This window comes from Pandoraea horticolens (assembly GCF_902459555.1).
Lineage (GTDB): Bacteria > Pseudomonadota > Gammaproteobacteria > Burkholderiales > Burkholderiaceae > Pandoraea > Pandoraea horticolens.
Map to the genome: position 1 here is coordinate 49,772 of NZ_CABPSM010000014.1, position 26,599 is coordinate 76,370.

General features: G+C 64.0%; 19 protein-coding genes, 1 pseudogene and 2 riboswitches. Of the genes and pseudogenes, 6 read left to right on the forward strand and 14 right to left on the reverse strand.

Going from position 1 to position 26,599, the window contains the following annotated elements; all coding sequences use genetic code 11:
• Nucleotides 1–74 precede the first annotated feature (74 nt).
• Entirely contained in the window at nucleotides 75–2,786 is a 2,712-nt protein-coding gene (pepN, locus tag PHO31112_RS20310; RefSeq protein WP_150622470.1) for an aminopeptidase N, read from the reverse strand.
• 219 nt (nucleotides 2,787–3,005) lie between these two features.
• Between pepN and PHO31112_RS20315 the strand changes: the two genes are divergently transcribed.
• Nucleotides 3,006–3,596, forward strand: coding sequence for a DUF4136 domain-containing protein (locus PHO31112_RS20315; RefSeq protein WP_174995809.1), 591 nt, complete (start codon nucleotides 3,006–3,008; stop codon nucleotides 3,594–3,596).
• A gap of 91 nt (nucleotides 3,597–3,687) precedes the next feature.
• Here PHO31112_RS20315 and PHO31112_RS20320 read toward each other — a convergent pair whose 3' ends face one another.
• From PHO31112_RS20320 to xdhA, 7 genes are all read right to left on the reverse strand, one after another.
• Nucleotides 3,688–4,245, reverse strand: a complete 558-nt coding sequence (locus tag PHO31112_RS20320; protein WP_150622474.1) for a TMEM165/GDT1 family protein — start codon at nucleotides 4,243–4,245, stop codon at nucleotides 3,688–3,690.
• A 14-nt stretch (nucleotides 4,246–4,259) separates the two neighbouring features.
• Nucleotides 4,260–4,444: riboswitch (yybP-ykoY riboswitch) on the reverse strand.
• 228 nt (nucleotides 4,445–4,672) lie between these two features.
• Nucleotides 4,673–6,010, reverse strand: a complete 1,338-nt coding sequence (gene guaD, locus PHO31112_RS20325; protein ID WP_150622476.1) for a guanine deaminase — start codon at nucleotides 6,008–6,010, stop codon at nucleotides 4,673–4,675.
• 19 nt (nucleotides 6,011–6,029) lie between these two features.
• Nucleotides 6,030–7,454 carry an NCS2 family permease gene (locus tag PHO31112_RS20330; RefSeq protein ID WP_246178425.1) on the reverse strand — a complete coding sequence of 475 codons (1,425 nt, stop codon included), beginning with the start codon at nucleotides 7,452–7,454 and terminating at the stop codon, nucleotides 6,030–6,032.
• Between the two features lie 171 nt (nucleotides 7,455–7,625).
• Nucleotides 7,626–8,666, reverse strand: a complete 1,041-nt coding sequence (locus tag PHO31112_RS20335) for an adenosine deaminase (RefSeq protein ID WP_150622478.1) — start codon at nucleotides 8,664–8,666, stop codon at nucleotides 7,626–7,628.
• Between the two features lie 96 nt (nucleotides 8,667–8,762).
• The gene (xdhC, locus tag PHO31112_RS20340) at nucleotides 8,763–9,842 is read right to left on the reverse strand and encodes a xanthine dehydrogenase accessory protein XdhC (RefSeq protein ID WP_150622480.1); all 1,080 of its coding nucleotides are present in this window, start codon (nucleotides 9,840–9,842) and stop codon (nucleotides 8,763–8,765) included.
• Nucleotides 9,842–12,190, reverse strand: a complete 2,349-nt coding sequence (gene xdhB / locus PHO31112_RS20345; protein ID WP_150622482.1) for a xanthine dehydrogenase molybdopterin binding subunit — start codon at nucleotides 12,188–12,190, stop codon at nucleotides 9,842–9,844. The genes xdhC and xdhB overlap by 1 nt, the downstream gene beginning before the upstream one ends.
• Nucleotides 12,191–12,202: 12 nt before the next feature.
• On the reverse strand, nucleotides 12,203–13,675 hold the full coding sequence (gene xdhA, locus PHO31112_RS20350) for a xanthine dehydrogenase small subunit (protein WP_150622484.1): 1,473 nt from the start codon (nucleotides 13,673–13,675) through the stop codon (nucleotides 12,203–12,205).
• 207 nt (nucleotides 13,676–13,882) lie between these two features.
• Between xdhA and PHO31112_RS20355 the strand changes: the two genes are divergently transcribed.
• Complete coding sequence (locus tag PHO31112_RS20355; RefSeq protein ID WP_150622486.1) at nucleotides 13,883–14,848, forward strand: LysR substrate-binding domain-containing protein; 966 nt, start codon at nucleotides 13,883–13,885, stop codon at nucleotides 14,846–14,848.
• Between the two features lie 89 nt (nucleotides 14,849–14,937).
• Here the strand turns inward: PHO31112_RS20355 and PHO31112_RS20360 are convergent, their stop codons facing one another.
• From PHO31112_RS20360 to PHO31112_RS20370, 3 genes are all read right to left on the reverse strand, one after another.
• Nucleotides 14,938–15,450, reverse strand: coding sequence for a disulfide bond formation protein B (locus PHO31112_RS20360; protein WP_150622488.1), 513 nt, complete (start codon nucleotides 15,448–15,450; stop codon nucleotides 14,938–14,940).
• A 252-nt stretch (nucleotides 15,451–15,702) separates the two neighbouring features.
• Complete coding sequence (locus PHO31112_RS20365; RefSeq protein ID WP_150622490.1) at nucleotides 15,703–17,088, reverse strand: amidase; 1,386 nt, start codon at nucleotides 17,086–17,088, stop codon at nucleotides 15,703–15,705.
• 2 nt (nucleotides 17,089–17,090) lie between these two features.
• Nucleotides 17,091–17,801: a GntR family transcriptional regulator gene (locus PHO31112_RS20370; RefSeq protein WP_246178426.1), complete on the reverse strand. Its 711-nt coding sequence runs from the start codon at nucleotides 17,799–17,801 to the stop codon at nucleotides 17,091–17,093.
• Between the two features lie 547 nt (nucleotides 17,802–18,348).
• Here PHO31112_RS20370 and PHO31112_RS20375 point away from each other — a divergent pair.
• Entirely contained in the window at nucleotides 18,349–20,136 is a 1,788-nt protein-coding gene (locus PHO31112_RS20375; protein WP_150622492.1) for a cation:proton antiporter, read from the forward strand.
• Between the two features lie 111 nt (nucleotides 20,137–20,247).
• Here the strand turns inward: PHO31112_RS20375 and PHO31112_RS20380 are convergent, their stop codons facing one another.
• The 3 genes from PHO31112_RS20380 to PHO31112_RS20390 form a co-directional block, all read right to left on the reverse strand.
• Complete coding sequence (locus tag PHO31112_RS20380; RefSeq protein WP_150622494.1) at nucleotides 20,248–20,814, reverse strand: PaaI family thioesterase; 567 nt, start codon at nucleotides 20,812–20,814, stop codon at nucleotides 20,248–20,250.
• Nucleotides 20,815–20,960: 146 nt separating this feature from the next.
• On the reverse strand, nucleotides 20,961–21,701 hold the full coding sequence (gene ribB / locus PHO31112_RS20385; protein WP_150622496.1) for a 3,4-dihydroxy-2-butanone-4-phosphate synthase: 741 nt from the start codon (nucleotides 21,699–21,701) through the stop codon (nucleotides 20,961–20,963).
• A gap of 97 nt (nucleotides 21,702–21,798) precedes the next feature.
• Nucleotides 21,799–21,978, reverse strand: a riboswitch (FMN riboswitch).
• A 221-nt stretch (nucleotides 21,979–22,199) separates the two neighbouring features.
• Nucleotides 22,200–22,400 (reverse strand): heavy-metal-associated domain-containing protein, encoded by a 201-nt coding sequence (locus PHO31112_RS20390; protein ID WP_425495223.1) that lies wholly within the window; start codon nucleotides 22,398–22,400, stop codon nucleotides 22,200–22,202.
• Between the two features lie 271 nt (nucleotides 22,401–22,671).
• On the opposite strand from PHO31112_RS20390, the gene PHO31112_RS20395 reads away from it, so the two are divergent.
• The 3 genes and pseudogenes from PHO31112_RS20395 to cueR form a co-directional block, all read left to right on the forward strand.
• A complete protein-coding gene (locus tag PHO31112_RS20395) occupies nucleotides 22,672–25,185 on the forward strand; it encodes a heavy metal translocating P-type ATPase (RefSeq protein ID WP_150622500.1) in 2,514 nt (837 codons plus the stop codon).
• A gap of 175 nt (nucleotides 25,186–25,360) precedes the next feature.
• Nucleotides 25,361–26,176: an endonuclease/exonuclease/phosphatase family protein gene (locus PHO31112_RS20400; RefSeq protein WP_150622502.1), complete on the forward strand. Its 816-nt coding sequence runs from the start codon at nucleotides 25,361–25,363 to the stop codon at nucleotides 26,174–26,176.
• Nucleotides 26,176–26,556: pseudogene (gene cueR / locus PHO31112_RS20405) on the forward strand (Cu(I)-responsive transcriptional regulator); the annotation flags it as partial. The gene PHO31112_RS20400 and the pseudogene cueR, both read left to right, overlap by 1 nt.
• Nucleotides 26,557–26,599: the final 43 nt, after the last annotated feature.

Genomic DNA, 26,599 nt, shown 5'->3' on the forward strand with positions numbered 1-26,599 from the left:
CGCCGACGAAAGAACGCCGCCGATGCTTTTGCGCATCGGCGGCGTTTTGTTTTCGCGGGGCGGCGAAAGATCGTTCAGGCGAGTGCTTTTTCGACGATCTCGCGAACGTCCTTCGACAGTGCCTTGTGTTCCGCCACGCTCTGCAATGCGCTGTGCATGTGCTCGCGCAAGGACGGCGTGTACTTGCGCCAGCGATCGAGTACGCGAGCCAGACGCGCGGCGACCTGAGGGTTGAGCGCGTCGAGCGCGAGCACCTGTTCGGCCCAGAACCGGTAGCCGGAGCCGTCGGTTGCGTGGAACTGCGCAGGGTTGCCGCCACAGAAGCTGAAAATCAGCGAGCGCGCGCGGTTCGGGTTCTTCAGCGTGAAGGCGGGATGACGCATGAGCGCACGCACGGCGTCGATCACGCAATGGCTGCCGTCGCCGCGTTGCATGGCTTGCAGCGCGAACCACTTGTCGATGGCTAGCGGCTCGTGCTCGAAGCGTTGATAGAAGTCCTCCAGCGCTTCGGCCGCGTGGTTCTGCCCGTGCGCCGTGCCGCCTTCGCGGGCGGCGCCGCCGCGTTGCACGAGCGCGGTGAGCGCGGCGAAACGATCCGTCATGTTGTCGGACGCGTCGTACTGCGTGCGGGCGGTTTGCGCCACGCCGGCATCCGACAGCTCCATGAGATACGACAGCGCAAGGTTCTTCAGCGCGCGCTCGCCTGCCGAGGCGGCGTCCGGGCGGTACGCGCCCGGCACGCGATGATTGTGATACGCAGCAAGCCATTCGGTATGCAACGAGGCTGCCAGACGCTGGCGCAGATACTGACGCGCGGCGTGAATGGCCGCCGGATCGATTTCCGTCATCTGCTCGCCGAGATACGACTCGGCCGGCAACGTGAGCGCTTGTGCGCGGAACGCCGGGTCGAGCGTCTCGTCACGCAGCACTTGCCGGAAGGCTTCGAGCACGTAGCTGTCCACGCTCGGTAACTGGCCCATCTGAATGGATTCGACGAGCGCGAGCAACTGACGCGTGGCCAGACGCTGACCGGCTTCCCAGCGGTTGAACGGGTCGCTGTCGTGCGCCATCAGGAACGCGAGTTCGTCGATGGTGTACTCGTGCTCGACGATCACCGGAGCCGAGAAACCGCGCAACAGCGACGGCATCGGGTTGTGCGGCACGTCCACGAACGTGAAGCTCTGACGCTCCTGCGTGAAGTCGAGCACTCGCGTGGTGGCGCCGGGCGCGTCGCTGGCTTCCCCCGCCAGACGCAGCGCCAGATCGCGGCCGTCGCGATCGAGCAGGCCGACGGCGAACGGGATATGGAACGGCTGTTTGACGAGTTGGTTGTCCTGCAACTCGACGCCGACCTTCGGGCAGCGCTGGGTGAGCGTGAGGGTGTAGGTGCGTGCGGCTTCGTCGTAGGCGGCGTCGACCGTCACGCGCGGCGTGCCGGCCTGGCTGTACCAGCGGCCGAACTGCGTCAGGTCGCGATGATTGGCATCGGCCATGGCGGCACGGAAGTCGTCGCACGTCACGGCCTGACCGTCGTGGCGCTCGAAGTACAGGTCCATGCCGCGGCGGAAGCCCTCACGTCCCAGCAGCGTCTGATACATGCGCACGACTTCGGCGCCTTTCTCGTAGACAGTGACCGTGTAGAAGTTGTTGATTTCGACGTAGCTCTCGGGGCGCACCGGATGCGCCATCGGGCCAGCGTCTTCGGGGAACTGTGCCTGACGCAGCACGCGCACGTCGTCGACGCGTTTGACCGCGCGGCCCGACTCGGAGCCCATCATGTCGGCAGAGAATTCCTGATCGCGGAACACCGTCAGGCCTTCCTTCAGACTCAACTGGAACCAGTCGCGGCAGGTCACGCGATTGCCCGTCCAGTTGTGGAAGTACTCGTGCCCCACCACGGCTTCGATGTTGCCGAAGTCGTCGTCGGTGGCGGTGGCGGCGTCGGCCAGCACATATTTCGTATTGAAAATGTTCAGGCCCTTGTTCTCCATGGCGCCCATGTTGAAGTCGCTTACGGCCACGATCATGAAACGGTCGAGATCGAGCACGCGTCCGAAGCGTTCCTCGTCCCAGCGGATCGAGTTGACGAGCGAGTGCATGGCGTGTTCGGTCTTTTCCAGATCCTGGGGCTGTACCCAGACCTGAAGGAGCTTCTCGCGGCCATCGCCGGCGACGAGGCGTTCCTCACGGCACACCAGACGGCCGGCGACCAGAGCGAACAGGTAGCTGGGCTTCTTGAACGGGTCGTCCCAGATGGCGAAGTGACGGCCATCGGGCAGGTCGCCCTTGTCGATCAGGTTGCCGTTGGCCAGCAGCACCGGATACGCTTCGCGGTCGGCGCGCAGCGTAACGGTGTACGTGGCCATCACGTCCGGACGGTCGAGGAAGTAGGTGATCTTGCGAAACCCCTCGGCTTCGCACTGCGTGAAGAAGTTGCCGCCCGAGACGTATAGTCCCATGAGCGACGTGTTCTCCTGCGGACGGCAGCGGGTGACGAGCGTGAGTTCGAAGGCGTCGGGCGGGGCTTCGACGGTGAGCGATTCTTCGCCCGCGCGGTAACCGGCCCAGGGTTTGCCGTCGAGTTCGAGGCTCACCAGTTGCAGACCCTGACCCACCAGTTCCAGGTTGCCGCCGGGGCCGGCCGGGTTACGGCGTACGCGCAGCCGGCTGGTGACCGTGGTGACATCGGGGGCGAGGTCGAAGTCGAGTTGGACGGTGTCGATCAGATACGCCGGGGGCGTATAGTCGGAGCGTTGGATGACACCTGCGAGGTCGGTTCTGAGCATGGACGGTGTTTTGCGGACGGCCAAGAATCTCTAAATTGTAACGGAGTGGCGGCACCTTCGCGTTCTTGCGAGAAATTTGCTGAATTTTGCTTCAACGCATCCGTCAAACGTGTCGGAGGTGCGCGAAGCCGCCCTCCTATGCTTAAATCGGCGCGAGCGGTGCGCATCGGCGCGCCGAGCCTTTCTCGGGAGCAGTCAATCATGTGGAAACGATGGGCAATGGCAACGTTGGCCGTCGCCAGCGTCTTGCTGGCAGGCTGTGCCAGCACGGTCACGAGTCAGGTGACCGCGTTCGGCGATTCGCCGGGCTTTGAAGGCCCGCGAACCTATGCGCTCACGCGTACTGCCGAACAGCAGAACAATCAGGAACACGCGACTTACGAGCGATGGCTGCGCACGCGTCTGGCCGGGGACGGTTTCAGCGAGCAAAGCCCGTCGAGCGCGCACTACCTGATCGGCATGAATTACGGCATCACCCAACAGATGATGCGTGTGGCGGAACCGGCGTATGACCCGATGTTCGCGCCGGGCCCGTGGGGGCCGTGGGGACGTCCGTGGGGCTGGTACGGTTATCCGTACGGTGCGCCGCCGGCCTACATCGAGCGTGATTATCCGTATGCGCTTGCCGGCTTGCAGTTGCGCTTCACGGACCGCGCGAGCGGCAAGGAGGTGTACCGTGTGCAGGCCAATACCAGTGACGGCGGCACGTCGCTCGCCTCAGCGATGCCGTTCCTGATCGACGCCGCGCTCAAGCAGTTGCCGTTCCCGAGCGGACGCACGTTCAACGTGCAGCAGAAGGTCGGACAGTAGGGCGGGCGGCAAGTCGCGGCCGGCCGTCGTACCACGCCGGAGCGAAGCGATGCGTCACCGGGACGCGCGCTTCGCTCCGGCGTTTTTTCGCTTACTGCATCAGCGTGACGATGCCGAGGATGGCGAAGATGATGGCGGCGACCGCATGCACGGCCTTCGTCGGCAGACGGCCGGCGAACTTGTGGCCCACGAGCACGGCTGGCACGTTGGCGAGCATCATGCCGAGCGTTGTGCCTGCCACCACACCGAATAAGTCCTGATAGCGCGCGGCGAGCATGACCGTGGCGATCTGCGTCTTGTCGCCCATCTCGGCAATGAAGAACGTGAGCACCGTGGTGGCGAACACGCCAAGCTTACGTTTCGTGGTGGTGTCTTCGTCGTCGACCTTGTCGGGGATCAGAATCCAGATCGCCATGCCGAGGAACGACGCGACGATGGCCCACTTCATGATTGCCGGGCTGATGGCCGTGGACAGCCATTCACCGAGTGCCCCGGCAAAGCCGTGATTGACCAGCGTGGCGACGAGAATGCCCAGAATGATCGGCACGGGCTTCTTGAAGCGCGCAGCGAGTATGAGGGCCAGCAGTTGGGTTTTGTCGCCGATTTCGGCAAGACCGACGACGCCGGTCGAGATGAGGAATGGGGACACCTTGTAATTTCTCCGCCGGGCCGTGTCGATGCGAACCAATGACAATGCATCCCGGCCCGGTTGGCGGAAGCATCGTCATCGGTCTCGCCAGGCCTGAAGGCTGCGCACGCCATAGCCGGAACCGGCCAAGTCTGTTGACGTACGCCCCTGCCGAAGACTGATGTCTATGACAGGGCGGCTACTCCCCAATGAGGAAACGGATCATAGCATATTCGCCGTGTCGAAATGAAGTGGGCTCGTGGGACATGGCCAGGCAAAAAAAGGGCAGCCGACAGGCCGCCCAGGGAGATCCCCGGCCGCATGCCCCTTGCGCACGGCCGGTGATCGCGAGGGAACGTACGCCGTGCCGGAGCGACGGCATCCATTTCCCCGCGAAAGCACTGCCTCACGTTGCCGCGCTGAGACAGCAGGTCAATGCTTCGATGACTTAGTGTGCTGCGCGGCGATGCACCGGCTTGCCTGCGGCGTAGGTGGTGGCGATGGCGCGATCGTCGCCGAGCATGGCGAACGCGAACAGGAGTTCTTCGAGCGATTCGGCCAGTGCCGTGCGGCGCGCGAGCAGCGGCGTGGCCTTCGGGTCGAGCACCACGAAATCGGCCTCGGCCCCCACGGCCAGCGTGCCGATGGTGCCGTGCAGATCAAGGGCGTGTGCAGCGCCTTCGGTGGCCAGATAGAACATGCGTTCGGCCGAGAGGTGATAGCCCGACAGACGCGCGACCTTGTGCGCTTCGTTCATCGTTTGCAACATCGAGAAAGTCGAGCCGCCACCGACGTCGGTCGCGAGCGTCACCGGCATGCGGGTCGCTTCGGCGGCGGCAAAGTCGAACAGGCCGCTGCCCAGGAATTGATTCGACGTCGGGCAGTGCGCGGCGACGCTGCCCGTTTCGAACATGCGGCGGCGGTCATGCTCGTCGAGCCAGATGCAGTGGCCATACACGGCACGCTTGCGCAGCAGCTTGTAGTGGTCGTACACGTCGAGATAGCTGCGATGGCCTGGGAACAGCGAGCGCACCCATTCGACTTCGTCGGTGTTCTCGGCCACGTGGCTTTGAATGAATACGTCCTGATATTGCCCGGCGAGTTCGCCGCATACGCCCAGTTGCGCTTCGGTCGATGTCGGCGCGAAGCGCGGTGTGAGCGCGTAGAGCTGGCGCCCCTTGTTGTGCCAGCGCTGAATCAGCGCCTCGCTGTCGCGCGCGCCGCTTTCGGCCGTGTCGCGCAGGAATTCCGGGCAGTTGCGATCCATCATCACCTTGCCTGCGATCATGCGCAGGTCGCGCGCGTCGCTGGCCTTGAAGAAGGCGTCGACCGAGCCCGGATGCACCGTGCAGTACACCAGCGCGCTCGTGGTGCCGCCGCGCAGCAGTTCGTCGAGGAAGAACTGGGCGACATCGGCCGCGTACTCCGGATTCTCGAAACGCCGCTCGGTCGGGAAAGTGTACTTCTCCAGCCACGGCAGCAGCCCCGGTGCGGGCGACGCGATCATGTCCGTCTGCGGATAGTGAATGTGCGTGTCGATGAAGCCGGGCGTGACGAGCTTGTCGCGTAAATCTTCGATAGGCGTGCCGGCGGGCAGCGTGGGGGCAACCTTGGCGTAGTCGCCCACGGCGGCGATGCGGCCGTTCTCGAAGGCGACGATGCCGTCGGTATGGTGCACGGTGCCGGGCGCGCCGTCGAGATAGGCCCGCGCGGGATCGTGCGTGAAGTAGACCAGTTGAGCGCGTACCGCATGTGTGCCTTGCAGGGCTTGGTTTGTGATGGACATGTGCAGGAGCCTTCTATCGTTACATTTGCGTGAGCAGCAGCACTGCCAGCGCGGCGACGATCCACATCGCCGGCTTGATCTCTTTCACCCGCCCGGTGAACAGCTTGAGCACGACGAACGCGAGGAAGCTGTAGGCGATACCGTCGGTGATCGAGTACGAAATCGGAATCATCACCACCGCAATGAAGCTCGGGATGGCTTCGTCCAGGCGGTGCCATTCGATGCGCGCCACGGATTCCATCATAAACACACCGACCAGAATCAGCGCCGGGGCCGTCGCGATGGCGGGCACCAGCGAGAGCATCGGCGACAGAAACAGGAACGGCAGGAACAACAGCGCGCAGACCAGTGCGGTCAGTCCGGTGCGTCCGCCTTGTGCGATGCCGGCGGCCGATTCGATATAGGCGTTCGCCGGGCTCGTGCCGAGCGGGCCGGAAATCAGCACCGAGAACGAATCGACGATCATGGCCTGACGCATGTTGCGCGGATTGCCGTCGCGATCCTTCATGTTACCGGCTTCGGCAATGCTCATGAAGGTCGAGAGCGTATCAAAGAACGCTGTGAAGAGCATCACGAAGACGAACGGCAGGTAAGCCACCTTCAGCGCGCCCAGCAGGTCGAGCTGGCCGATACCCGAGAAGTCGGGCGCGGCGAAGAAGCCGTGGAAGTTCACCAGCGTCGCGGTGGCGATCTCCTTGGGGAAATATGCGGTACCGTCGCCCCACAAACGGCCGACGGGGATGGCCATGAGCGTGGTGACCACGATGCCGATCATCAACGCACCGTTCACGCGGCGTGCGACAAGCACGGTCGTGAGCGCCAGCCCGATGAGGAACGTGACGGTCGGCGGCGACAAGTGCGCCAGACGCACGACAGTGACCGGATCGCCGATCACCAGCTTGGCATTGACCAGGCCGATCACCGTGATGAACAGGCCGATGCCGCATGAGATGGCATAACGCAGGTTCGCCGGAATGGCGTCGACGACGAAGCGCCGGGCGTTGAGCGCGGCGAGCAACGCGAAGAGGATGCCCGACCAGAACACGCAGCCCAGTGCCGTCTGCCACGGCATGCCGACGCCGTGCACCATCGTGAAGGCGAATAGCGCGTTGAGCCCCATGCCCGGCGCGACCAGCACCGGATTGCGGGCGTAGAGCCCCATCGCACAACTGCCGAAGAAGCTGATGAGCACCGTGGCGGTGAGTGCCGCCGGGAACGCCATGCCGGTCTTCGACAGGATGGCCGGGTTGACGACGATGATGTACATCGCCGCGAGGAATGTCGTGATACCCGCGATGACTTCCGTACGGAACGTCGATCCGAGCGCCGTGATACCGAAATACCGGTCGAGCGCCGAGACAGGTTGCGCGCCCGCCACGCGCGTGCTGTCGTGAGCCGCGTCGGGTGCGGCAGTACCCGCCGGGGGGCTGAGCGATGAGTCCATGGGGTGTTGTCTCCGATGTTCTAAGGTGTTTTGTGCGCTCGCCGCCGCAGGTGTGGGGGCACCACATGACGCCTATTCGGGCACGCACAAAAAATAGCATCGGGCCCCGGTGAAAATATTCCTTATGCGGAATGTTCCACATCATCGCGAGGTAATGTGGCGCGATGGGGGCTACGCCGCTTGCGCAGCGCGGAAACGCTCCAGTTCGCCGACCAGACGACGTTTCTCACTGTCGTCGATGAACGAGGCTTCGAAACTGTTCCGCACCAGGGTGTAAGCGTCGTCGAGCGTCATGTCCAGTGCGTCGAACGTTGCCAGGAAGTTCTCGTTCAGATAGCCGCCGAAATAGGCCGGATCGTCCGAATTGATCGTCACGGCGAGGCCACGTCTGAGCAACTGGTGCAGGGTGTGCTGGCCCATGTCGTCAAACACCTTGAGACGCACGTTCGACAGCGGGCACACCGTCAACGCGATCCTCTCACGGGCCAGACGGTCCAGCAGCGCTTCGTCTTCAATCGCCCGCACGCCGTGATCTACACGCTCGACGTGCAGCATGTCCAACGCTTCGTGAATGTACTCGGGCGGCCCTTCTTCGCCGGCGTGCGCCACGATGCGCAGGCCCAGCGCACGGCATCGTTCGAACACGCGGGCGAATTTGGCGGGCGGGTGCCCTTGTTCGGAGGAGTCGAGCCCCACACCCACGAGGCGGTGTCCGTGGCTGTTGAAATACGGCAGGGCGGTTTCCAGCGTCAGCAGCGCGTCTTCTTCGGGCAAGTGGCGCAGGAAGCACAGGATCAGGCGACTGGTGATGCCATGTTGCGCCTCGGCTTCGGCCAGCGCGCGCTCGATGCCGTTGACGACGGTCTCCATCGATACACCGCGCACCGTGTGCGTCTGCGGATCGAAGAAGATCTCCGTGTGACGGATGTTGTCGGCCGCCGCGCGCTCGAGATAGGCGCGCGTCATGTCGTAGAAGTCGTCTTCCGTGAGCAATACGCTCGCGCCCGCGTAATAAATATCCAGGAACGACTGTAGATCAGTGAAAGCGTAGGCGTTGCGCAGCGCTTCCACGCTCGGATACGGCAGCGTGACGCGATTTCGCTGGGCCAGCCGGAAGATCAGTTCGGGCTCCAGTGTGCCTTCGATGTGCAGATGCAGCTCCGCCTTGGGCATGGCGCAAAGGGTCTTGGCGAGTTCGGGCGTGAGTGGCATGGATAGGACTTGTTGTGGGGGGGATGGGCCGGATTCTACCGTTGTGAGCGAATGCCGGTCACGGGCGAGCACACACGCTCGCCAGCCGCGCCGTTTTCAGATGGGCAGACCGGTGTCCTGCGACGATACCGGTGCACTTTGGCGCACCTGCTGCTCGCGCACGCGCAGCAGTTGTGCCGCGACCGCAATCGCGATCGTGGCAGGTGCCTTGCCGGTGATACCTGCGACACCGATGGGGCAGATCATCTGTTCGAAACGTTCGGGCGGCACCCCGCGATCGCGCAAACGGTGCTCGAATTGACGGCGTTTCGTCATCGACCCGATCAGGCCGAAGTATGCGAAGTCGTCGCGTTTGAAGATGGCTTCGCACAGCCGCTGATCCAGCGCGTGGTTATGCGTCATGACAAGGAAATACGTGCCCGGCGGCGCTTCGGCGACGCTGGCCTCGGGCGTGTCGGTCGATTCCACCACCGTGTTCGGCGGCACGGTTTCCGGGAAGGTCTCGGTGCGCTCGTCGGCCCACGTCACCCGGCACGGCAGCGTGGCCAGCACCTGTACGAGGGCTTGCCCGACGTGTCCTGCGCCGAACAGCACGATATGGAAGTCGCTGGGGGCCAGACGCTCACTGAGCCAGAGCCAGCCATCGCTGCCTTGCCAGAACGAGCAGGCGGCGTCGTCGGCATCGCGGGTCAGGGTGTGCGGGTGCGCCAGTGCTTCGTCCGGGCCGAGTTCGGTCAGCAGGACGGGGCCGCCCTGGTGCTGACTGGCTGCTGCGCCGGCCCCCGGCGCCCCGAACGCCACGCTGCGCAGACTCGCTTCGCCCGCCGCGAGCCGCTTGTGCAGTGCGCTCACCCACGCGAGATCGGCCAGCGTGAGCACTTCGAAGGCGAGGGTCACCACGCCGCCGCAGCACTGGCCGAGACTCGGGCCCAGCGCGAAACGCTCGACGTGCCGTGCGCCTTGCTGCCCGTACTGGCGCAACAACTGGCGGGCGACATCCATCGCCCGCCATTCGAGATGCCCGCCGCCGATGGTCTCCCACACGTGCTCACGCGTCACGAGCAAATGCGTGCCCGCCTCGCGCGGCGCAGAGCCTTCCACGCGCGCGATCGTCACCAATACCGCGGCCTCGCCGCGGACCAGCAGCTTGTGGGCGGCGTCGACCCAGCGATGCATCAGGTGGCGCTCCGTGTGCGCAGCTCGGTGATCGCCATGAGCAGCGCTTCGGACGTTGCCGGTGCATTGAGCACCGGCTCGTCGCGATAGTCGTTCACGCTCGCAACAGCGTCGCGCAAAGCATTGAACACCGAGAACGGCAACAGCAGCGGCGGCTCGCCCACGGCCTTCGAACGATGGATCGTGTCCGAGACGTTCGCATTCTCGAACAGCGCCACGCGGAAGTCCGTCGGACAATCGCTGATGGCGGGGATCTTGTACGTGGAAGGGGCGTGCGTCATGAGCTTGCCGTCCTTGTTCCACCACAACTCTTCCGTTGTCAGCCAGCCCATCCCTTGGATGAAAGCTCCTTCGACCTGCCCGATGTCCAGTGCCGGGTTGATCGACTTGCCGGCATCGTGAAGGACGTCGGCGCGCAGCAGCCGCCATTCGCCGGTGAGCGTGTCGAGCACCACTTCCGAGACGGCAGCACCGTAAGCGAAGTAGTAGAACGGATTGCCTTTCATCGTCGCGGCATCCCACGACAGGCCCGGCGTGGCGTAGAAACCGTCAGACCACAGTTGCACGCGCGCCCAGTAGGCCGCTTCCACAAGATCGGGGAAGGCGATGTCATGGCCGTTCGCGCTGACGATGTCGTTGGCGAAGCGCACGTCGTCGGCCGAACCGCCGTACTTCTGCGCGGCGAACGCGGCCAAACGCTGGCGAATCTGCCAGGCGGCATTCTGCGCCGCTTTGCCGTTCAGGTCGGCACCGGTCGACGCCGCCGTGGCCGATGTGTTCGCCACCTTGCTGGTGTCGGTTGCCGTCACGCGCACATGCGAGAGATCGACGCCCAACTCGTGCGCCACCACCTGCGCGACCTTCGTGTTCAGACCCTGACCCATCTCCGTGCCGCCGTGATTCACGAGCATCGAGCCATCGCGATAGATGTGTACCAGCGCACCCGCCTGATTGAAGGCCTGTACGTTGAACGAAATGCCGAACTTGAGCGGCGTGAGCGCCAGGCCGCGGCGCAGCACCGGACTCGTGCGGTTGAACGCCTTCACGATCTCGCGTCGGGCACGATAGTCGCTCGACTGTTCCAGCGCCGCGACGAGTTCGTGGATAACGTTGTCTTTGACCATTTGCCCGTACGGCGTGACGTTGCGCTCGGTTTTGCCGTAGAAGTTCTCGCGGCGCACGTCGAGGGCGTCTTTGCCCAGGTGGCGGGCAATGGCGTCTTGCACGACTTCCATGATGAGTGCGCCCTGCGGGCCACCAAAACCGCGAAACGCCGTGTTCGACTGTGTGTTCGTCTTGCCGCACAGCGCACGCAGGTCCACGTCGGGTACGAAGTAGGCGTTGTCGAAGTGGCAGATGGCACGCGTGGCGACCGGCCCCGACAGGTCGGCCGAGAAACCTGCGCGCAGCGTCATGTCGACCTTCGCGCCCTGAATGCGGCCGTCGTCGTCGAAGCCGATGTCGTACTCGAAATAAAAACCGTGACGCTTGCCGGTCATCATGAAGTCGTCGTCGCGATCGAGACGCAGCTTCACCGGACGCTTCAGACGCGTCGCGCACAGCGCCGCAACGCAGGCGAACAAGCCCGATTGCGATTCTTTGCCACCGAAGCCGCCGCCCATGCGGCGGCATTCGACCAGCACCTGATGGCTGTGCCAGCCGAGTGCGTGCGAGACGAGTGCCTGCATTTCGGTCGGGTGCTGCGTCGAGCAATAGACGTGGATGCCGTCGTTTTCCTTCGGAATCGCGTACGAGATCTGCCCCTCGAGGTAGAACTGCTCCTGCCCGTTGCATTCGAACGTGCCGGTCAACCGGTGCGGCGAGGCTTGCAGTGCGGCATCGGCGTCGCCTCGGCGCAGGCGACAAGGCGGCAGCACGCCGGCCCCCGCGGCCTTGGCCGCTTGCGGCGTGAGGATCGCGGGCAGGTCTTCGTACTCGCCCTTCGCCAGACGCGCCGCGCGGCGCGCCGCGTCGTGCGACTCGGCCACCACGGCGAACATCGGCTGACCGATGTACTGGACAACGCCATCCGCGAGAATCGGGTCGTCGTGAATGACCGGACCGCAATCGTTCACGCCGGGAATGTCGGCCGCAGTCAGCACGGCGACCACACCCGGTGCGCGACGCACGGCGTCGAGATCGAGTGAGAGGATGCGGGCGTGCGCCTTGGGCGAAGCCCCGAGGGCGCAGTGCAGCGTGCCTTGCAGTTCGGGGATGTCGTCGGTGTAGGTGGCTTCGCCGGCCACGTGGAGTTCGGCCGACTCGTGCGGACGCGAGCGGCCAACCTGAGCACCGGCCGCGCTCGCGGCACCGGTCTGCGTCATGAAGTCTTCAACTTGCTTGTTCATGGGCAACTCCGGTTAGACGTTGGCGAACGCGTTGACTTCGTGTGCCGCCAGCGGCGCATCGGTGCGCGTTTCCAGGAAAAAACGATACAGCAGATTCTGCGCGCCCGCGAGCCGGTAGGCGCTGGTCGCGCGCATGTCCGAGAGCGGTTGATAGTCGGCGGGCAACGCTGCCATCGCCGCACGCACGGTGGCTTCGGTCCACGGCTGTCCGGCTAGCGCCGCTTCGACGGTGCTGCCGCGCTTGGGCGTGGCGGCCATGCCGCCGAAGGCCACGCGGGCCGAACGCACGGTATCGCCATCGAGTTCGACCGCAAACGCGGCGCACACTGCCGAGATGTCCTGATCGAAGCGCTTGGCCAGTTTATAGGTGCGAAAACGCTGTGCCGCCCTCGGCAGCGGCACGCGGATGCCTTGAACGAATTCGCCTGCCTGGAGCGCCGTCTTCTGATACGCCAGGTAGAAGTCCTCCAGCGGCATGTCGCGGACAACGCCTTCGCGATGCAGCACGATGCGGGCGCCGAGCACGATCAGCCCCGGCATCGAGTCGCCGATGGGCGAGCCGTTCGCAACGTTGCCGCCAAGCGTTCCGGCGTTGCGGATCGGGAACGAGGCAAAGCGCTGACGCATCTCCGCCAGTTCCGGATAGTGTTTGACGAGCGCATCGAAAGCATCGCCCAGCAGGGCGCCCGCACCGATATAGATGCCGTTCGGACCTTCGGAAATCTCGCGTAGTTCCGCCACCTGTCCGAGATAAATCAGGTGCTTCAGTTCGCGGAATTGCTTGGTGACCCACAGGCCGACGTCGGTGCTGCCGGCGAGGATGCGTGCGTCCGGGTAGGCGGCGTGCAGGCGGCCCATTTCGGCCAGCGTGCGCGGAGCGTGGAAGACGTGGCCGTCGTGCTCGTACGTCAGGGTGTCGCCGCGCTGCAACGCCTGAAGCTGCTTCGCCAGCGCTTCACGGTCGAATGCCTGGCGTGGCAGGTCGAACATTTTCTGGGCGGCGTCGACGATCGGCCGATAGCCTGTGCAGCGGCACAGGTTGCCGGACAGTACGTCGTCGATCTCACGGCGGCTCGGGCAGCCGGTATTTGCCGGACGATTCAGATACATGGCCCACAGCGACATCACGAAACCCGGCGTGCAGAAGCCGCATTGCGAGGCGTGACAGTCCACGAGCGCCTGTTGCACGGGATGCAGGGTGCCATCCTGCGCACGCAGGTCTTCCACCGTGAAAAGGGCTTTACCGTCGAGCGTGGGCAGGAACTGGATGCAGGCGTTGACTGCCCGCAGGGCCACGTTGCCATCGCCGGTCAACTCGCCGATCACGACCGTACAGGCGCCGCAATCGCCTTCGGCACACCCTTCCTTGGTGCCGGTGCAATGCAGGTCTTCGCGCGTGTACTGAAGCACGGTGCGGGTCGTGGCCTCGCCAGTGACCTCGTGCACCTTGCCGCGGTAATAGAAGCGGATGGCTTGTGTCTCCATGGTTCTCAGTGTAGTGCAGTGGGATTGCAGGCGCGCCAGGTCTTGGCCGGCGTGGGGATGAGCCGAAGATAGCACCGGCCGGGGAGGTAAATATTTCGGGGCCATGATGATGCCTATTCGGGCGCCCCGATGACCCGGCATTGTCATAAACTACGGCTCAACCCGCCGTCATCTGGCGTTCAACCTGCCCCCAGAGCGTCCCAACCCATGCAAAGACCCCGCGAACAGATCGACGCCTACTTGCTGCGGGTACTTCATACGCTGTTGACCGAACAAAGCGTTTCACGCGCGGCGCTCAAGCTCGGTCAGTCGCAGCCAGCCATCAGCAATTCGCTGCGCCGCCTGCGTGAGATCACCGGCGACGCCATTCTGGTGCGTGGCAAGAGCGGCATGGTGGCCACCGAACGCGGCCGGGAGTTGCTGGGCTACGCGACCGATGCGCTGGCCGCCATCGAACGCATTACGCATCCCACCATGGAATTCGCGCCGCAGACCACCACGCGGGCGTTTCGCCTCGGTGCGCCCGACTATCTCGACGCCGTTTTTCTGCCCAACATCGCTGAAGTGCTGCGCCGCGACGCGCCCTCGGCACGACTGCATGTGCAGCCGATCAACGCAGGCTTTGACTACGCCGGCGCGCTGGAAAACGGTTCGCTCGACGTGGTGATCGGCAACTGGCTGGAACCGCCGCCGCAACTGCATATGTCGCGTCTGTTCGACGACGAAGTGGTCTGCATGCTCGGCGCGCAGCATCCCCTCGCGAACAAGGGCATTTCGCTCAAGCATTATCTGGAGTTGCCGCATCTGGCGCCCACGCCTTACGTAGCCGAGCGTCAGAGCTTTATCGACGGATGCCTGGCGGAGCAGGGGCTGCGCCGCAATATCCAGATGACGATGCCGTATTTCGGGCTCGTGCCGTATGTGCTCATGCGCACCGATCTGGTGTTTACGACGGGGCGGCAGTTCGCGCAGCATTACGCGCGGTATTTGCCGATTCGTGTGTTGCCGTCCCCTTTTGCCTTTCCGCCGATGCGCTTCTATCAGCTATGGCACGAGCGCACGCATGCCGCGCCGGAGGTGACGTGGCTGCGCCGGCGAGTGGCGGATGTGGCGACGGAGTTGGATGTCGAGAACGGTGGCGGGGCGGAAGCGCCTGTACTGGCGCGGCCCTGAGGGAACGCGGGCGAGAGGGACGCGACCGTCGCCCGAAGGCAGACGGCCGGTGACACGAGTCATGCCCGGCGAAGTCTCAGCGCAACGACTTAGCGCAAAGAAATCACACGGCGCGGACGACGCAACGCCAGCGACAGGAAAATCACGACAAACGCGGCGAGCGACCACATCGGCAGCGTGAGGCCGAGGATCGGCGGGTACACCGTCTGACACATTCCCTGCACCTGGAATACTTGCGGCAGCATGCGCGATGTCGGCAAGGCATCGACGAAGGCTTCGACCACGTCATATCCGCAGCTCACCAGCGGATTGACCTGCACATAGATCAGATAGCCTGATGCGGCCATGCCGCCGATGGCCGACAAAGCGGCGAGCACGCGTGCGAACTGAATGCCTGCCCAACTGCGCGAGACCGCGCCGACCAGACCGAAGATCGCGATCAGCACGAGCGCGTAACGCGCCAGAATACACAGCGGACATGGGTCTTCGTGAAGTACGTACTGGAAATACAGCGCGCCGCCCAACAGGGCGAGGCAGACCACGGTGAGCAGGAGGTACAGCCGGCGTTCGCGGCGCAGGGCCGGGTCGATTTGAGCGTTCATTTCACTTCGGGCGGTGGGCCATCACGAATCCCGCAAAACCCGCATGACGCTGGGCGGCAGGCACTTGGGCTGGCATTGTAACCCCTGCCCGATTCGTGCGTGAGTCGAAAAATTACGGAACTTTTTGCTCGAAAATCAGACGCTTTCACGCCGTGCGGCACAGCGCAACCCCCCCATTTTTGTGCGGACGCGCAGGCGATGCAGCCGCCCGCGCGTGCGTGGCCGGTGTCTAAACGCGTGGCGCGGTTGACATCAACCGCCAAGACGTGCCGAGCGCAGGGCGTGCTCGATGGCGCGTCCGACCGGGAACAGGCGCGCGTCGTCGCCCGCCGCTGCGCTGACCATCAGGCCGATGGGGGCTTCGCCCGCGCCCTGACACGGCAGTGAAAACGCGCAGCCGTCGATCATGTTGATGGCCGTGGGGTTACGCAGCACCAACGCGTTGGTGGCTGTGAACGTCTCGTCGCTCGCTTCGAGCGGCGCGATGGCCGGCGGCGTGAGCGGCACCGTCGGGCACAGCACGGCGTCGAAGCTTTGCCAAACCGGGGTCGCGGCAGCGATGAGGGCGGCGCGCGCGTTCAACAGGTCGATGTAATCGGCGGCGCTGGCCGGCTCGCCTTTGCGAATGCGCACCAGCACGCGCGGATCGTAATCCTGCGCGCGTTCGGCGAGTAGCGTGCGGTGCCAGGCATAAGCCTCGATAGGCGAAAAGCCGAAGCGGTTCATCGCGGGCAGGCCATCGAACGGCGAGAACTTGAATTCCACGAGCGTGGCGCCTGCCTTGGCGAGCACGGCGAGGGCCCGCTGGTAGATCGCGATGGCAGCGGGTTCCGCGCCATCCAGCACGAAGTTCGTCAAGATGCCGAAGCGCATGCCGCGCACATCGCGCGGCGCGGCCGGGGTCTCGTCGATGGCGTTGCCGCTGAGGATGGCGTCGACCCAGGCGCAGCAGTCGACCGAGCGGCCGATGGGACCGACCGAGTCCAGCGACGTCGAGAGCGGCAGCGCGCCGTCGCGTGGCGTGCGCGCGGCCGTTGGCTTGAATCCCGTCAGACCGCAGAATGCCGACGGAATGCGAATCGAGCCGCCCGTATCGGTGCCGAGTCCGACGGCTGCCATGCCGTCGGCCACTGACGCGGCTGCCCCCGACGACGAGCCTCCCGCAATATGACCCGCCTCGCGCTGCCACGGCGAGCGCGGCGTGCCGTAGTGCGGGTTCAGGCCCAGGCCCGAGAAAGCGAATTCGGTCATGTTGGTGCGGCCGACGATCACCGTACCCGCCTGGCGCAGCCGCGCCACAGCGAGGGCGTCGTGCTTGGCCGGGGCGGCGTCCGATAGGACTTTGGCGCCCGCGCGCGTGACTTGCCCTGCCACGTCGAACAGATCCTTCACCGACACGGGAATGCCCATCAGCGGCGACAGACGCGCGCCTGCGCGGCGCAGGGCGTCGAGGCCGTCGGCGGCGTGACGAGCGGCTTGGGCGTCGAATTGCGTGAAGACGACATTGCCCTGACCGGCGGGGTCGGCAATGCGGGCGAGCGCTTGCTCGGTCAATGCACGGCTGGTGGTGCGCCCGGCGTCGAGCGCGGCGGCGAGTTCGGACAAGGGGCGTTGCAGATCGATGGCGTCGGTGCTCATGGTCAGATCGCTTTCAGGATGTGGGTGCGGAATTCTTCGATATGACGGGTGATCGCGCGGCGGGCGCGTTCGGCGTCGTGCGCGGCGAGTGCTTCGAACAGTTCGAGATGTTCCTCGTACACGTCTTCCAGATGGCTCGGTGTCGACAGCGCGAGAAACCAGAAGCGCAGCGAGCGCTCGTGCAGTCCGCGTAACAGCTCGGCGAGCGTCTGATTACGCGAGGCGCGTGAGATCGCCAGATGGAAGTCGCGGTCGATACACATCATCGCTGCTACGTTGCGCGTGGCAATCGCCTCGCGCGAGCGAGCCAGCACCGCTTCGATGGCGGCGAGGTCGTCGGGCGTGGCGGCGCGCGCGGCCAATTCCACGCAGTACGTTTCGTTGATCATGCGAACGTCGATGATCTCGAGTGCGTCGTTGAGCGAGACGGGCGCGACCATCGCGCCCTTGCGCGGCAGGATGACCAGTAGCCCCTCGAGTGCGAGCCGGTGCATCGCCTGATGCACGGGGGTGCGCCCCAGTCCCGTCGACTGCATCAACTGTGCTTCGTTGAGCGTTTCGCCGGGGCGCAGACGCAACGTGATGATGTCGTGCTTGATGGCTTCGTAAGCGCGCTGCGTCAGGCTGCGCCCGTCAGCGATCGCCGGCGAATTGACGAGGCCGGTTGTTGCCGTTGCGGAGTGGCTGGGTTCGAGGGGGGTGTCGTTGGGCATCAGTGGGGGAGGTATCGGCCGGCGATGGGCACATCGACGCTCGTATCGATGCCGTCACGGTTCTCTCTGACGGACGGATGAAAATGCATAGCCGGCAATCTCTGTGAAATTCGATTGATATTTGTGTGATATTTCATATGGCGACGAGACAAAAAGCAAGAAGAAAAAATTCGTCGCAAGTGACGAAAAACGGGAATTTTTTATGAAAAGCCCCGTCAATCTTGGGTTGCGCGCGTGTTCGCCCATCGCGTATATTGATTTGGCGCCAGTTTTCGGCCGGTGTTTCGTCTGGAATTGCCAATTCGGCCATCGTGCCGGAGCCCCTTCGGGGATGCGCAGGCCAGCACCCCCGGCGACGGTTCACCATGGACGACCGGGCGAACGAACACAACGTCTATCAAGCCGGCTGCACGCGGCCGGCTTCCCACCTTCATCAAGCATCACGTCTTGTGTTAATCGCTGCGGCCCGGCAGGGGCGCGGCGTGCGACCGGCGTGGAGTCAAGAACAGCAATATCGGTGTAAAACGCCGCGGGGAGAACGTATCGGATGCATCACGCCATCGACTTCATTCAGGATCTGGCCGTCATCATGCTGCTGGCAGGCATCGTGACAGTTATCTTCAACCGGTTCCGGCAGCCGGTCGTGCTCGGCTATATCGTGGCGGGTGTGATCATCGGCCCGTATACACCGCCGTTCGCATTGATACATGACGAGAAGACCATCGGCATCCTGGCCGAACTCGGTGTTGTGTTCCTGATGTTCTCGCTGGGGCTGGAGTTCAGCTTGCGCAAGCTCGCGCGGGTTGGCGTGACGGCATTCGTGGCCGCGATCACCGAGATCGTATTGATGCTCTGGCTGGGCTACGAGATCGGACGATTCTTCGGCTGGAAGGCGATGGACTCGATCTTCCTCGGCGCGATGCTCGCCGTCTCGTCGACCACCATCATCGTGAAGGCGCTCGACGAACTCGGCATGAAGCGCGAGCGTTTCGCCCAGCTCATCTTCGGCGTGCTCATCGTGGAAGACGTGCTCGCCATCGGCATGATCGCGCTGCTCTCGGGCATTGCCATCAGCGGCTCGGTCGATGCCGGTGAAGCCACCTTTACACTGGGCAAGCTGCTGCTGTTCATGGTGGTGTCGCTCGTCGTGGGCATTCTGCTCGTGCCGCGTATTCTCGCGTACGTGGCGAAGTTCAAGAGCGACGAAATGCTGTTGATCGTCGTGCTGGGTCTGTGCTTCGGCTTCTGCCTGATGGTCATCCAGATGGGTTACAGCGTGGCGCTCGGCGCGTTCCTGATCGGCGCCATCATGGCCGAGGCGCGTGAGCTGCACACGATCGAGCGGTTGGTTGCACCGCTGCGCGACATGTTCAGCGCCGTGTTCTTCGTCACCATCGGCCTGTTGCTCGACCCGCACGTCCTCGTTACGTACGTTTGGCCGATTCTGGTTATCACCCTGGCGGTGGTGATCGGCAAGATCGTGTCGTGCGGTCTGGGAGCGTACCTCTCCGGGCAGGATGGGCGTACGTCGATGCGCGTGGGCATGGGCCTGTCGCAAATCGGAGAGTTCTCGTTCATCATTGCGTCGCTCGGGCTTTCGCTCAAGGTGACGAGCGACTTCCTTTATCCGATTGCCGTGGCCGTGTCGATCATCACGACGCTGCTCACGCCGTATCTGATCAAGAGCGCCGATCCGGTGACAGGATGGCTTGGCCGGGCGATGCCGGGGCGTCTGTCCTATGTGCTGGGGCAGTACACACAGTGGTTGCAGAGCATTCAACTGACGGGCGACAGTGCTGCGCTTGTCACGATCGTGCGGCGTATCGTGGTGAGCGTTGCCATCAATCTGGCGCTGGTCGTCACGATCTTCCTCGGTGGCGCGTTCTTCTACCGGCGGCTGGCCGACCTGATGTCGCCCTGGGTGCGCGACCCTAGCCTGCAAAGCGCCGTGGTGTGGGGCGCGGCGCTAGTGCTGTCGCTGCCATTCCTGATTGCGGTGTACCGCAAGCTCAAGTCGCTCTCGTTGTTGCTCGTGGAACTGTCGGTGCCGCCGAGCCTGACCGGCCGGTACACGCTTCAGGTGCGCCGCGTGGTGGCCGAGATCCTGCCGATTGCCGCCATGGTCGGGGTGATCCTGCTGGTAGCGGCTTTGTCGGCAAGCATTCTACCGTCGACGGAAATGATCGCGTTGATCGTTGCGGGCACGGTGGTGCTGGCTATCGTGATGCGCAGTTGGTTCGTGCGTATGCACGCCAAGCTCCAGATCGCCTTCAAAGAGACGCTGGAGCACCAACCCGATGGCGAGCAGCACGGCGGCGGTCCGTCGTCGCATTGATCGAGGCTCGCGCTTGCCGCGATAGCGTGTCGGGTGCGAGACAAGCGTAATGAAAAGCCCGCCGGGGTTGCCTCCGGCGGGCTTTTTCTATTTGCCGGCGCTGCGCTTGGGCTAGGCTTTGCGCGGCGGAAAGTCGAAGATCAGACAGGTGGTCGTGGCGTGCGCGTAGAGCGTGCCGTCCGGCCCGACGATGCGGCCTTCGGCGATGCCGATCTGGCGTCCGACCTGAACGATGTTGCCTTCGGCACGCACGCAGGGGACGTCGCGCGTGAGCGCACGGACCATGTTGGTCTTGAGTTCTAGCGTGGTGTAGCTGCGCCCGGCGGGTAGCGTCGAATGAACTGCGCAAGCGACGGCGGAATCCAGCAGGGTTGCGTACCAGCCGCCGTGGACGGAGCCGAGCGGGTTGTAATACGGCAAGGCCGGGCGGCCCTGAAAGACGGCGCGGCCGTTCGCCACCTCAATGGCAATGAAGCCGAGCGTCTCGCTGATCGGCGGCATCGGTAGCTTGCCGTCGAACATCGCCTGAAACATTTCCTGACCGGTCAGACCGATCACGTCGGACGGCGTTGCAACACCGTAACGCAAGGGACCATTGCGGGCGAGCCGTTCGCGCACGGCGGCTTCGTCGGCTTCCCACTGCGCCAGTACGGTGGCAGCGTCCGCTCGGGTATTCATGGTGTCTTCCTCGTAACTTTTATAATGCTAGCGATATGCCCGATTATAGAAGTCGCGAGGTGCGTTGGGGCATTCCGCGTTAGAGGGAAGCGTCGAGGCGGGGGCGCCGCAGTGCTCCCTCGCCTCGACGCTGGTTCAGGCCGGCCTCAGGCCGCTTGTGCGTGGCTGAGGCGATAGTTGGCCAACTCGTCGATGGTCAGAATCGGCAGACCGTGTTGCTCGGCGAAGCGTTCGATGTCTGCGCCGCGCGTCATCGTCCCGTCCGGATTCATCAACTCGCACAGCACGGCGGCGGGTTTCAGACCGGCGAGAATCGCCAGATCGACGGAGCCTTCCGTATGGCCCCGGCGCGTGAGTACACCGCCCGGCTGCGCACGCAGCGGGAAGACGTGGCCTGGGCGGGACAGGTCGGAGGGCTGGGCGTCGTCGGCAATCGCGGCACGAACCGTGGTCACTCGGTCGGCGGCGGATACGCCAGTGCTCACGCCTTGGCGGGCCTCGATGGTCACGGTGAACGCCGTGCCGTAACGGCTCTGGTTTTGCTCGACCATTGGCGGCAGATCGAGACGGCGCAGGGTCTCGTCAGGCAGACACAGACAGACGATGCCGCTGCACTCACGAATCAGCATGGCCATGGTGGCCGGGGTGATTTTCTCGGCGGCGACGATCAGGTCGGCCTCGTTCTCGCGGTCGAGATCGTCCATCAGAATGACCGGACGGCCTTCGCGCATCGCCTGGAGCGAGGCGGCCAGACGGACTTCGACGGGCGGCAGGTGGGTGAAAGCCGGGTAGGCATGCAGATCGTCGACCGTGTCGGCTGTGCCGACTGTCGAGGCCGATGCGGTGTCTTGCGGTGCAGCTTGGGTCGTACTGGTGATAACGGACATGAAACGCTCCTCGCGTAAGTCAATCGGGCGAAAAACGTTTTCGGGGCATGCGAACGGACGTCGCCATGGAATGGCATCCCATGGCACGTGGGTATCGACGCATCTTCTCTCATCCGGACTATGACCGTCGGCTCTGGCTTCACACCAGATCTGCTGACCCTGCCGGTGTCACGAAAGCGACGGTGGCAGGCGCTCGCGGGCTCATGACGAACGCAGCTTTCGCTGCGCAGTGTCACATACCGCCGGTGGGGACTTTCACCCCGCCCTGAAGACGTGTATGCCGCACGCGCAGAGCCGCGCGGTGACTTATCGCGCGGCGTCCGTGCGTATTCGGCGAGAGAGAGCGTAGCACAAGGTGTCGCGCGTTTGCAGGGAAGACTGCGCGGCGCGCGTGGGATTGTGGAACGGGGCGAGACCGGACGATTCGCCGGCAGTTGGGGGGCGTCAGATGCCGCAACGTCGAGTGAGGCTTGCGGCATCTGACTTACCGGACGACGTTCAGGCCGTGGTGCCTTTCACCGTGTAACCGGCGTCGGTGATGGCGGCGCTGACTTCAGCCGGCGAGAGACGGCTTTCGACGTCCACGCGACCCGCGCTCAGATCTACATTGACCTTGGCCGCAGCGTCGCGCTCGGTAATTGCCCGCGTGACGGCTTTGACGCAATGACCGCAGCTCATACCTTCGACTTGCACTTGCATGTTCAACTCCTTGAAAGAGGTTGGGGTGGCACTGACCAGGCAAATCGATGATAGACCTTCCTACGGCAGGAAGCTCAAGCGCTTTTTTCAGAGAATTCGCGCGATCGCTCAGACGTCGCCCAAACCTGGGCGGCTCCGGGCGCGCTATCGTGAGGGCTGGCGAGGCTGTCATGGTGAGGGCTGCGACATGTTGACGCGAGCCGCTTGACCTTCCTGTCATGGCAAGGATTATGGTGTGACGGATGATGGCAGTCTTCCTGGAGACCCTGAAATGAATCGGAACTGGTTGGTCGGTATTGAGGGCATGACCTGCGCTTCGTGTGTGACGCGGGTCGAGAAGGCGTTGCGGCGAGCGCCGGGCGTGACCAGTGCCAACGTGAATCTTGCAACTGAGACGGCGGCCGTGGAGGCCGCGCCTGACGTGACCCCTGCGGCGTTGCTCGGTGCGCTCGAGACGGCCGTGAGCGACGCAGGGTATCAAATTGCAGAGCAATCCTTCGAGTTGGCGATTGGCGGCATGACCTGTGCCTCGTGCTCGGGACGTGTGGAAAAAGCGCTTCGGAACGTGCCGGGCGTAGTCGAAGCCAACGTCAATCTGGCGACGGAACGCGCTGCCGTGCGCGGCGTTCGTGGGGTCGTCGACGTAGCCGCGCTCACCGCGGCCGTCGAGAAGGCAGGATATGAAGCGTCGCCGGTGACGGACCCGGCGCAGGCTGCGACATCGCAGGAAGGCCCTGCGTGGTGGCCGGTGGCGGTTGCCGCGGTGCTATCGCTGCCGTTGCTGTTACCGATGTTGCTCGAGCCGTTCGGCATTCATCTGATGCCACCGCCGTGGCTGCAGTGGCTGCTTGCCACACCGGTGCAGTTCTGGCTCGGTGCGCGGTTCTATCGAGCAGGTTACAAGGCGGTGCGCGCGGGTAGCGGCAATATGGATTTGCTGGTGGCCTTGGGCACGTCTGCGGCCTACGGTCTGAGCTTGTACGAATGGTGGCGTGCGCCCGCGGGTGGCATGCCGCATCTGTATTTCGAAGCAGCAGCCGTCGTCATTACGCTGGTGCTACTCGGCAAGTGGCTCGAAGCGCGGGCAAAGCGCCGTACCGTGGAAGCGATTCGCGCGCTTGCGGCGTTGCGCCCGGAGACGGCGCAGGTGTTGCGCGACCCGCAAGGTGCGGCGAACGAGGTCACGGTGCCGCTGGGGCAAGTGAAAGTGGGTGACTGGGTCGTGGTGCGTGCCGGTGAGCGTGTGCCGGTGGACGGCGAGATTCGTGACGGCGCCAGCCAGCTCGACGAATCGTTGCTGACTGGCGAGCCGTTGCCTATCGACAAAGCGGCCGGTGACAAAGTTGTCGGTGGCTCGATCAATGGGGCCGGGATGCTGCGAGTGGAGACGACGGCTGTCGGTGCCGATACGGCACTGGCCCGCATCATTCGCATGGTCGAAGACGCGCAGGCCGGCAAGGCGCCGATTCAACGTGCCGTCGATCGGGTGGCTGCGGTCTTTGTGCCGGTGGTCGTGCTTATTGCGATTGCCACGGTCGTCGTTGGCTGGATGCTGGGTATCGGACTCGAGGCAGCGCTGCTCAATGCGGTGGCGGTGCTGGTCATCGCTTGCCCGTGTGCGCTGGGGCTGGCAACGCCTGCCGCGATCATGGTAGGCACAGGCGCGGCAGCGCGGCATGGCATTCTCATCAAGGATGCCGAAGCACTCGAACTGGCACACCGTATCGGCGTCGTTGCCTTCGACAAGACAGGAACGCTGACCGAAGGCAAACCGCGACTGGTGGCCCATCTGCCTGCGCCGGGCACGAGCGCCGAGACGTTGTTGCGCTGGGCCGCTGCGGTGCAGTCGGGGAGTTCGCATCCGCTGGCGAAGGCGGTGATGACGGCGGCGGAGGAGGCTGGGCTAACGTTGGCAATACCGGTGGCTTCCGAGATTGCCGCGTTGCCTGGCAGAGGGATGCGCGCGCGTGTCGAGGAGGCGGGCGACGTGGGCGAACTGCGCGGTGTCCATCGACTGCAATTGGGCAATGCCCGGTTGCTCGACGAACTGGGCATCTCGCAGGCAGCGCTGGCCGGGGAGGCCAAGCGTCTGGCGGCTGAGGGGCGTACCGTCTCGTGGCTGGTGGAGACCGGCGACGAGGGCACTAGTGCGGGTGCGGCGCGGTTGCTAGGGCTGCTGGCGTTCGGCGACACGCTCAAAGCCACGGCGCGCCCGGCCATCGACCGATTGCATGCCCTTGGTGTGCGCTGCGTGATGATCACGGGGGATAACGCGGGGAGTGCCAAGGCCGTGGCCGACGCGTTGGGGCTCGATGAGGTTCATGCAGACGTGCTGCCGGAGCGCAAAGCGGAGGTAATTGCGCAACTCAAGCGCGACGGTGTGGTCGTAGCCATGGTTGGCGATGGCATCAACGACGCTCCGGCACTCGCCGCAGCCGACGTCGGTATCGCGATGGGGTCCGGTACCGATGTCGCGATGCAGACGGCGGGCATCGCGCTGATGCGCGGCGATCCGCTTCGAGTTGCCGATGCTATCGATGTCTCCCGTCGTACGTGGTCGAAGATCCGTCAGAACTTGTTCTGGGCCTTCGCGTACAACGTGATCGGTATTCCGCTGGCGGCCTTCGGGCTGTTGAGTCCGGTGATCGCCGGTGCGGCGATGGCGCTCAGCAGTGTCAGTGTGGTGAGTAATGCGCTGTTGCTGCGCCGGTGGCGTCCAGTGGTGCAAGAGGTCAATGAGAGCGCTGCCAGGAGTATTGGCGAGGCCCGTCGCGCTGGCGCGTGAGGGTGGTTTGCCCGGACGCAAGGTGAACGGCGCATAATGAAATGATTAGGGGTGAGGCACGGAAAAGGTCCTGCTGGTGCCTCACCCGGATTTCCATCTGGCTTGAAAATCGTCGAAAGCGACGTCATCTGGATGATATCGCCCGTCTTTTGTCGTGGAGCCAGTGCTGCCGAATATGAATAGTCTGCATATCGCAAGTTACAACATCCACAAGGGGTTTTCCGCATTCAACCGTTTGCGTGTTCACGAATTGCGCGCGGGGTTGGAGGGACTTGCACCGGATCTTGTCTTCCTTCAGGAAGTGCAGGGCATGCACCAGCGGCATGCCCTGCGTCACAGTAACTGGCCGGTACAGCCACAACACGAGTTTTTGGCTCAAGGTATGTGGCGCGATCACGCTTATGGACGCAATGTCGTCTACGAGCATGGGCATCATGGCAACGCGATTCTGAGCCGTTATCCGATCGTCCGGTCGGACAATCACGACATCACGACCTATAGTTTTGAGAAGCGCGGCATGCTTCATTGCGAGATTGCCGTGCCGGGACTGACGCAACCGCTGCATTGCCTGTGTGTGCATTTGTCGCTGGCAGGTCGCGGCCGCCGGCGCCAGTTCGAGATGCTCGCGGAGCGCGTTGCCGATGCCATTCCCGCCGATGCGCCGTTGATCATCGCGGGCGACTTCAACGACTGGAGCAATCAGGCGGATCGGTTGCTGGCGGAAAAACTGGCGCTGACCGAGGTGTTTCAGAACAGTGCGGGGCGTCCCGCACGTAGTTTCCCGAGTGGATTGCCGCTTTTGCGACTTGACCGCATTTACGCACGCGGCTTTCATATCGAAGGGGCGCAGGTCTTGCGTGGGCGCCCCTGGTCACGGATTTCCGATCACGCGCCTATCAGCGCCCGGCTTGTGCTATCGGGTAACGACAAGGCGATGAACGGTTCCTCCATCCCGTCGTTCAACCCTCGGTTCCCCCCAGTGAGGCAGTGATGAACATCGGACAAGCGGCACAGGCCAGCGGCGTGACGGCCAAGATGATCCGGTACTACGAAAGTATCGGCCTGATGCCTCCGAGCCCTCGCTCCGAGGCAGGTTACCGGCGATACGGCGAGCAGGATCTTCATCTGCTTCGGTTCATTCGCCAGTCGAGACGATTGGGCTTCGGGATCGACCAGATCCGCCAGTTACTGGCACTTTGGCAGGATCGCGGCCGTTCCAGCGCACAGGTGAAAGCGCTCGCCCAATCTCATGTCGACGAACTCAATCAACGCATTGGCGAACTGGTGGCCATGCGCGACACACTTTCGCATCTCGCCATGCATTGCCACGGCGATGACCGCCCCGATTGCCCGATATTGGAGGGCATTGCCGCCGCAGCGCTTCCCGGCGATCTGGGCACCAAGGCAGAGTGTT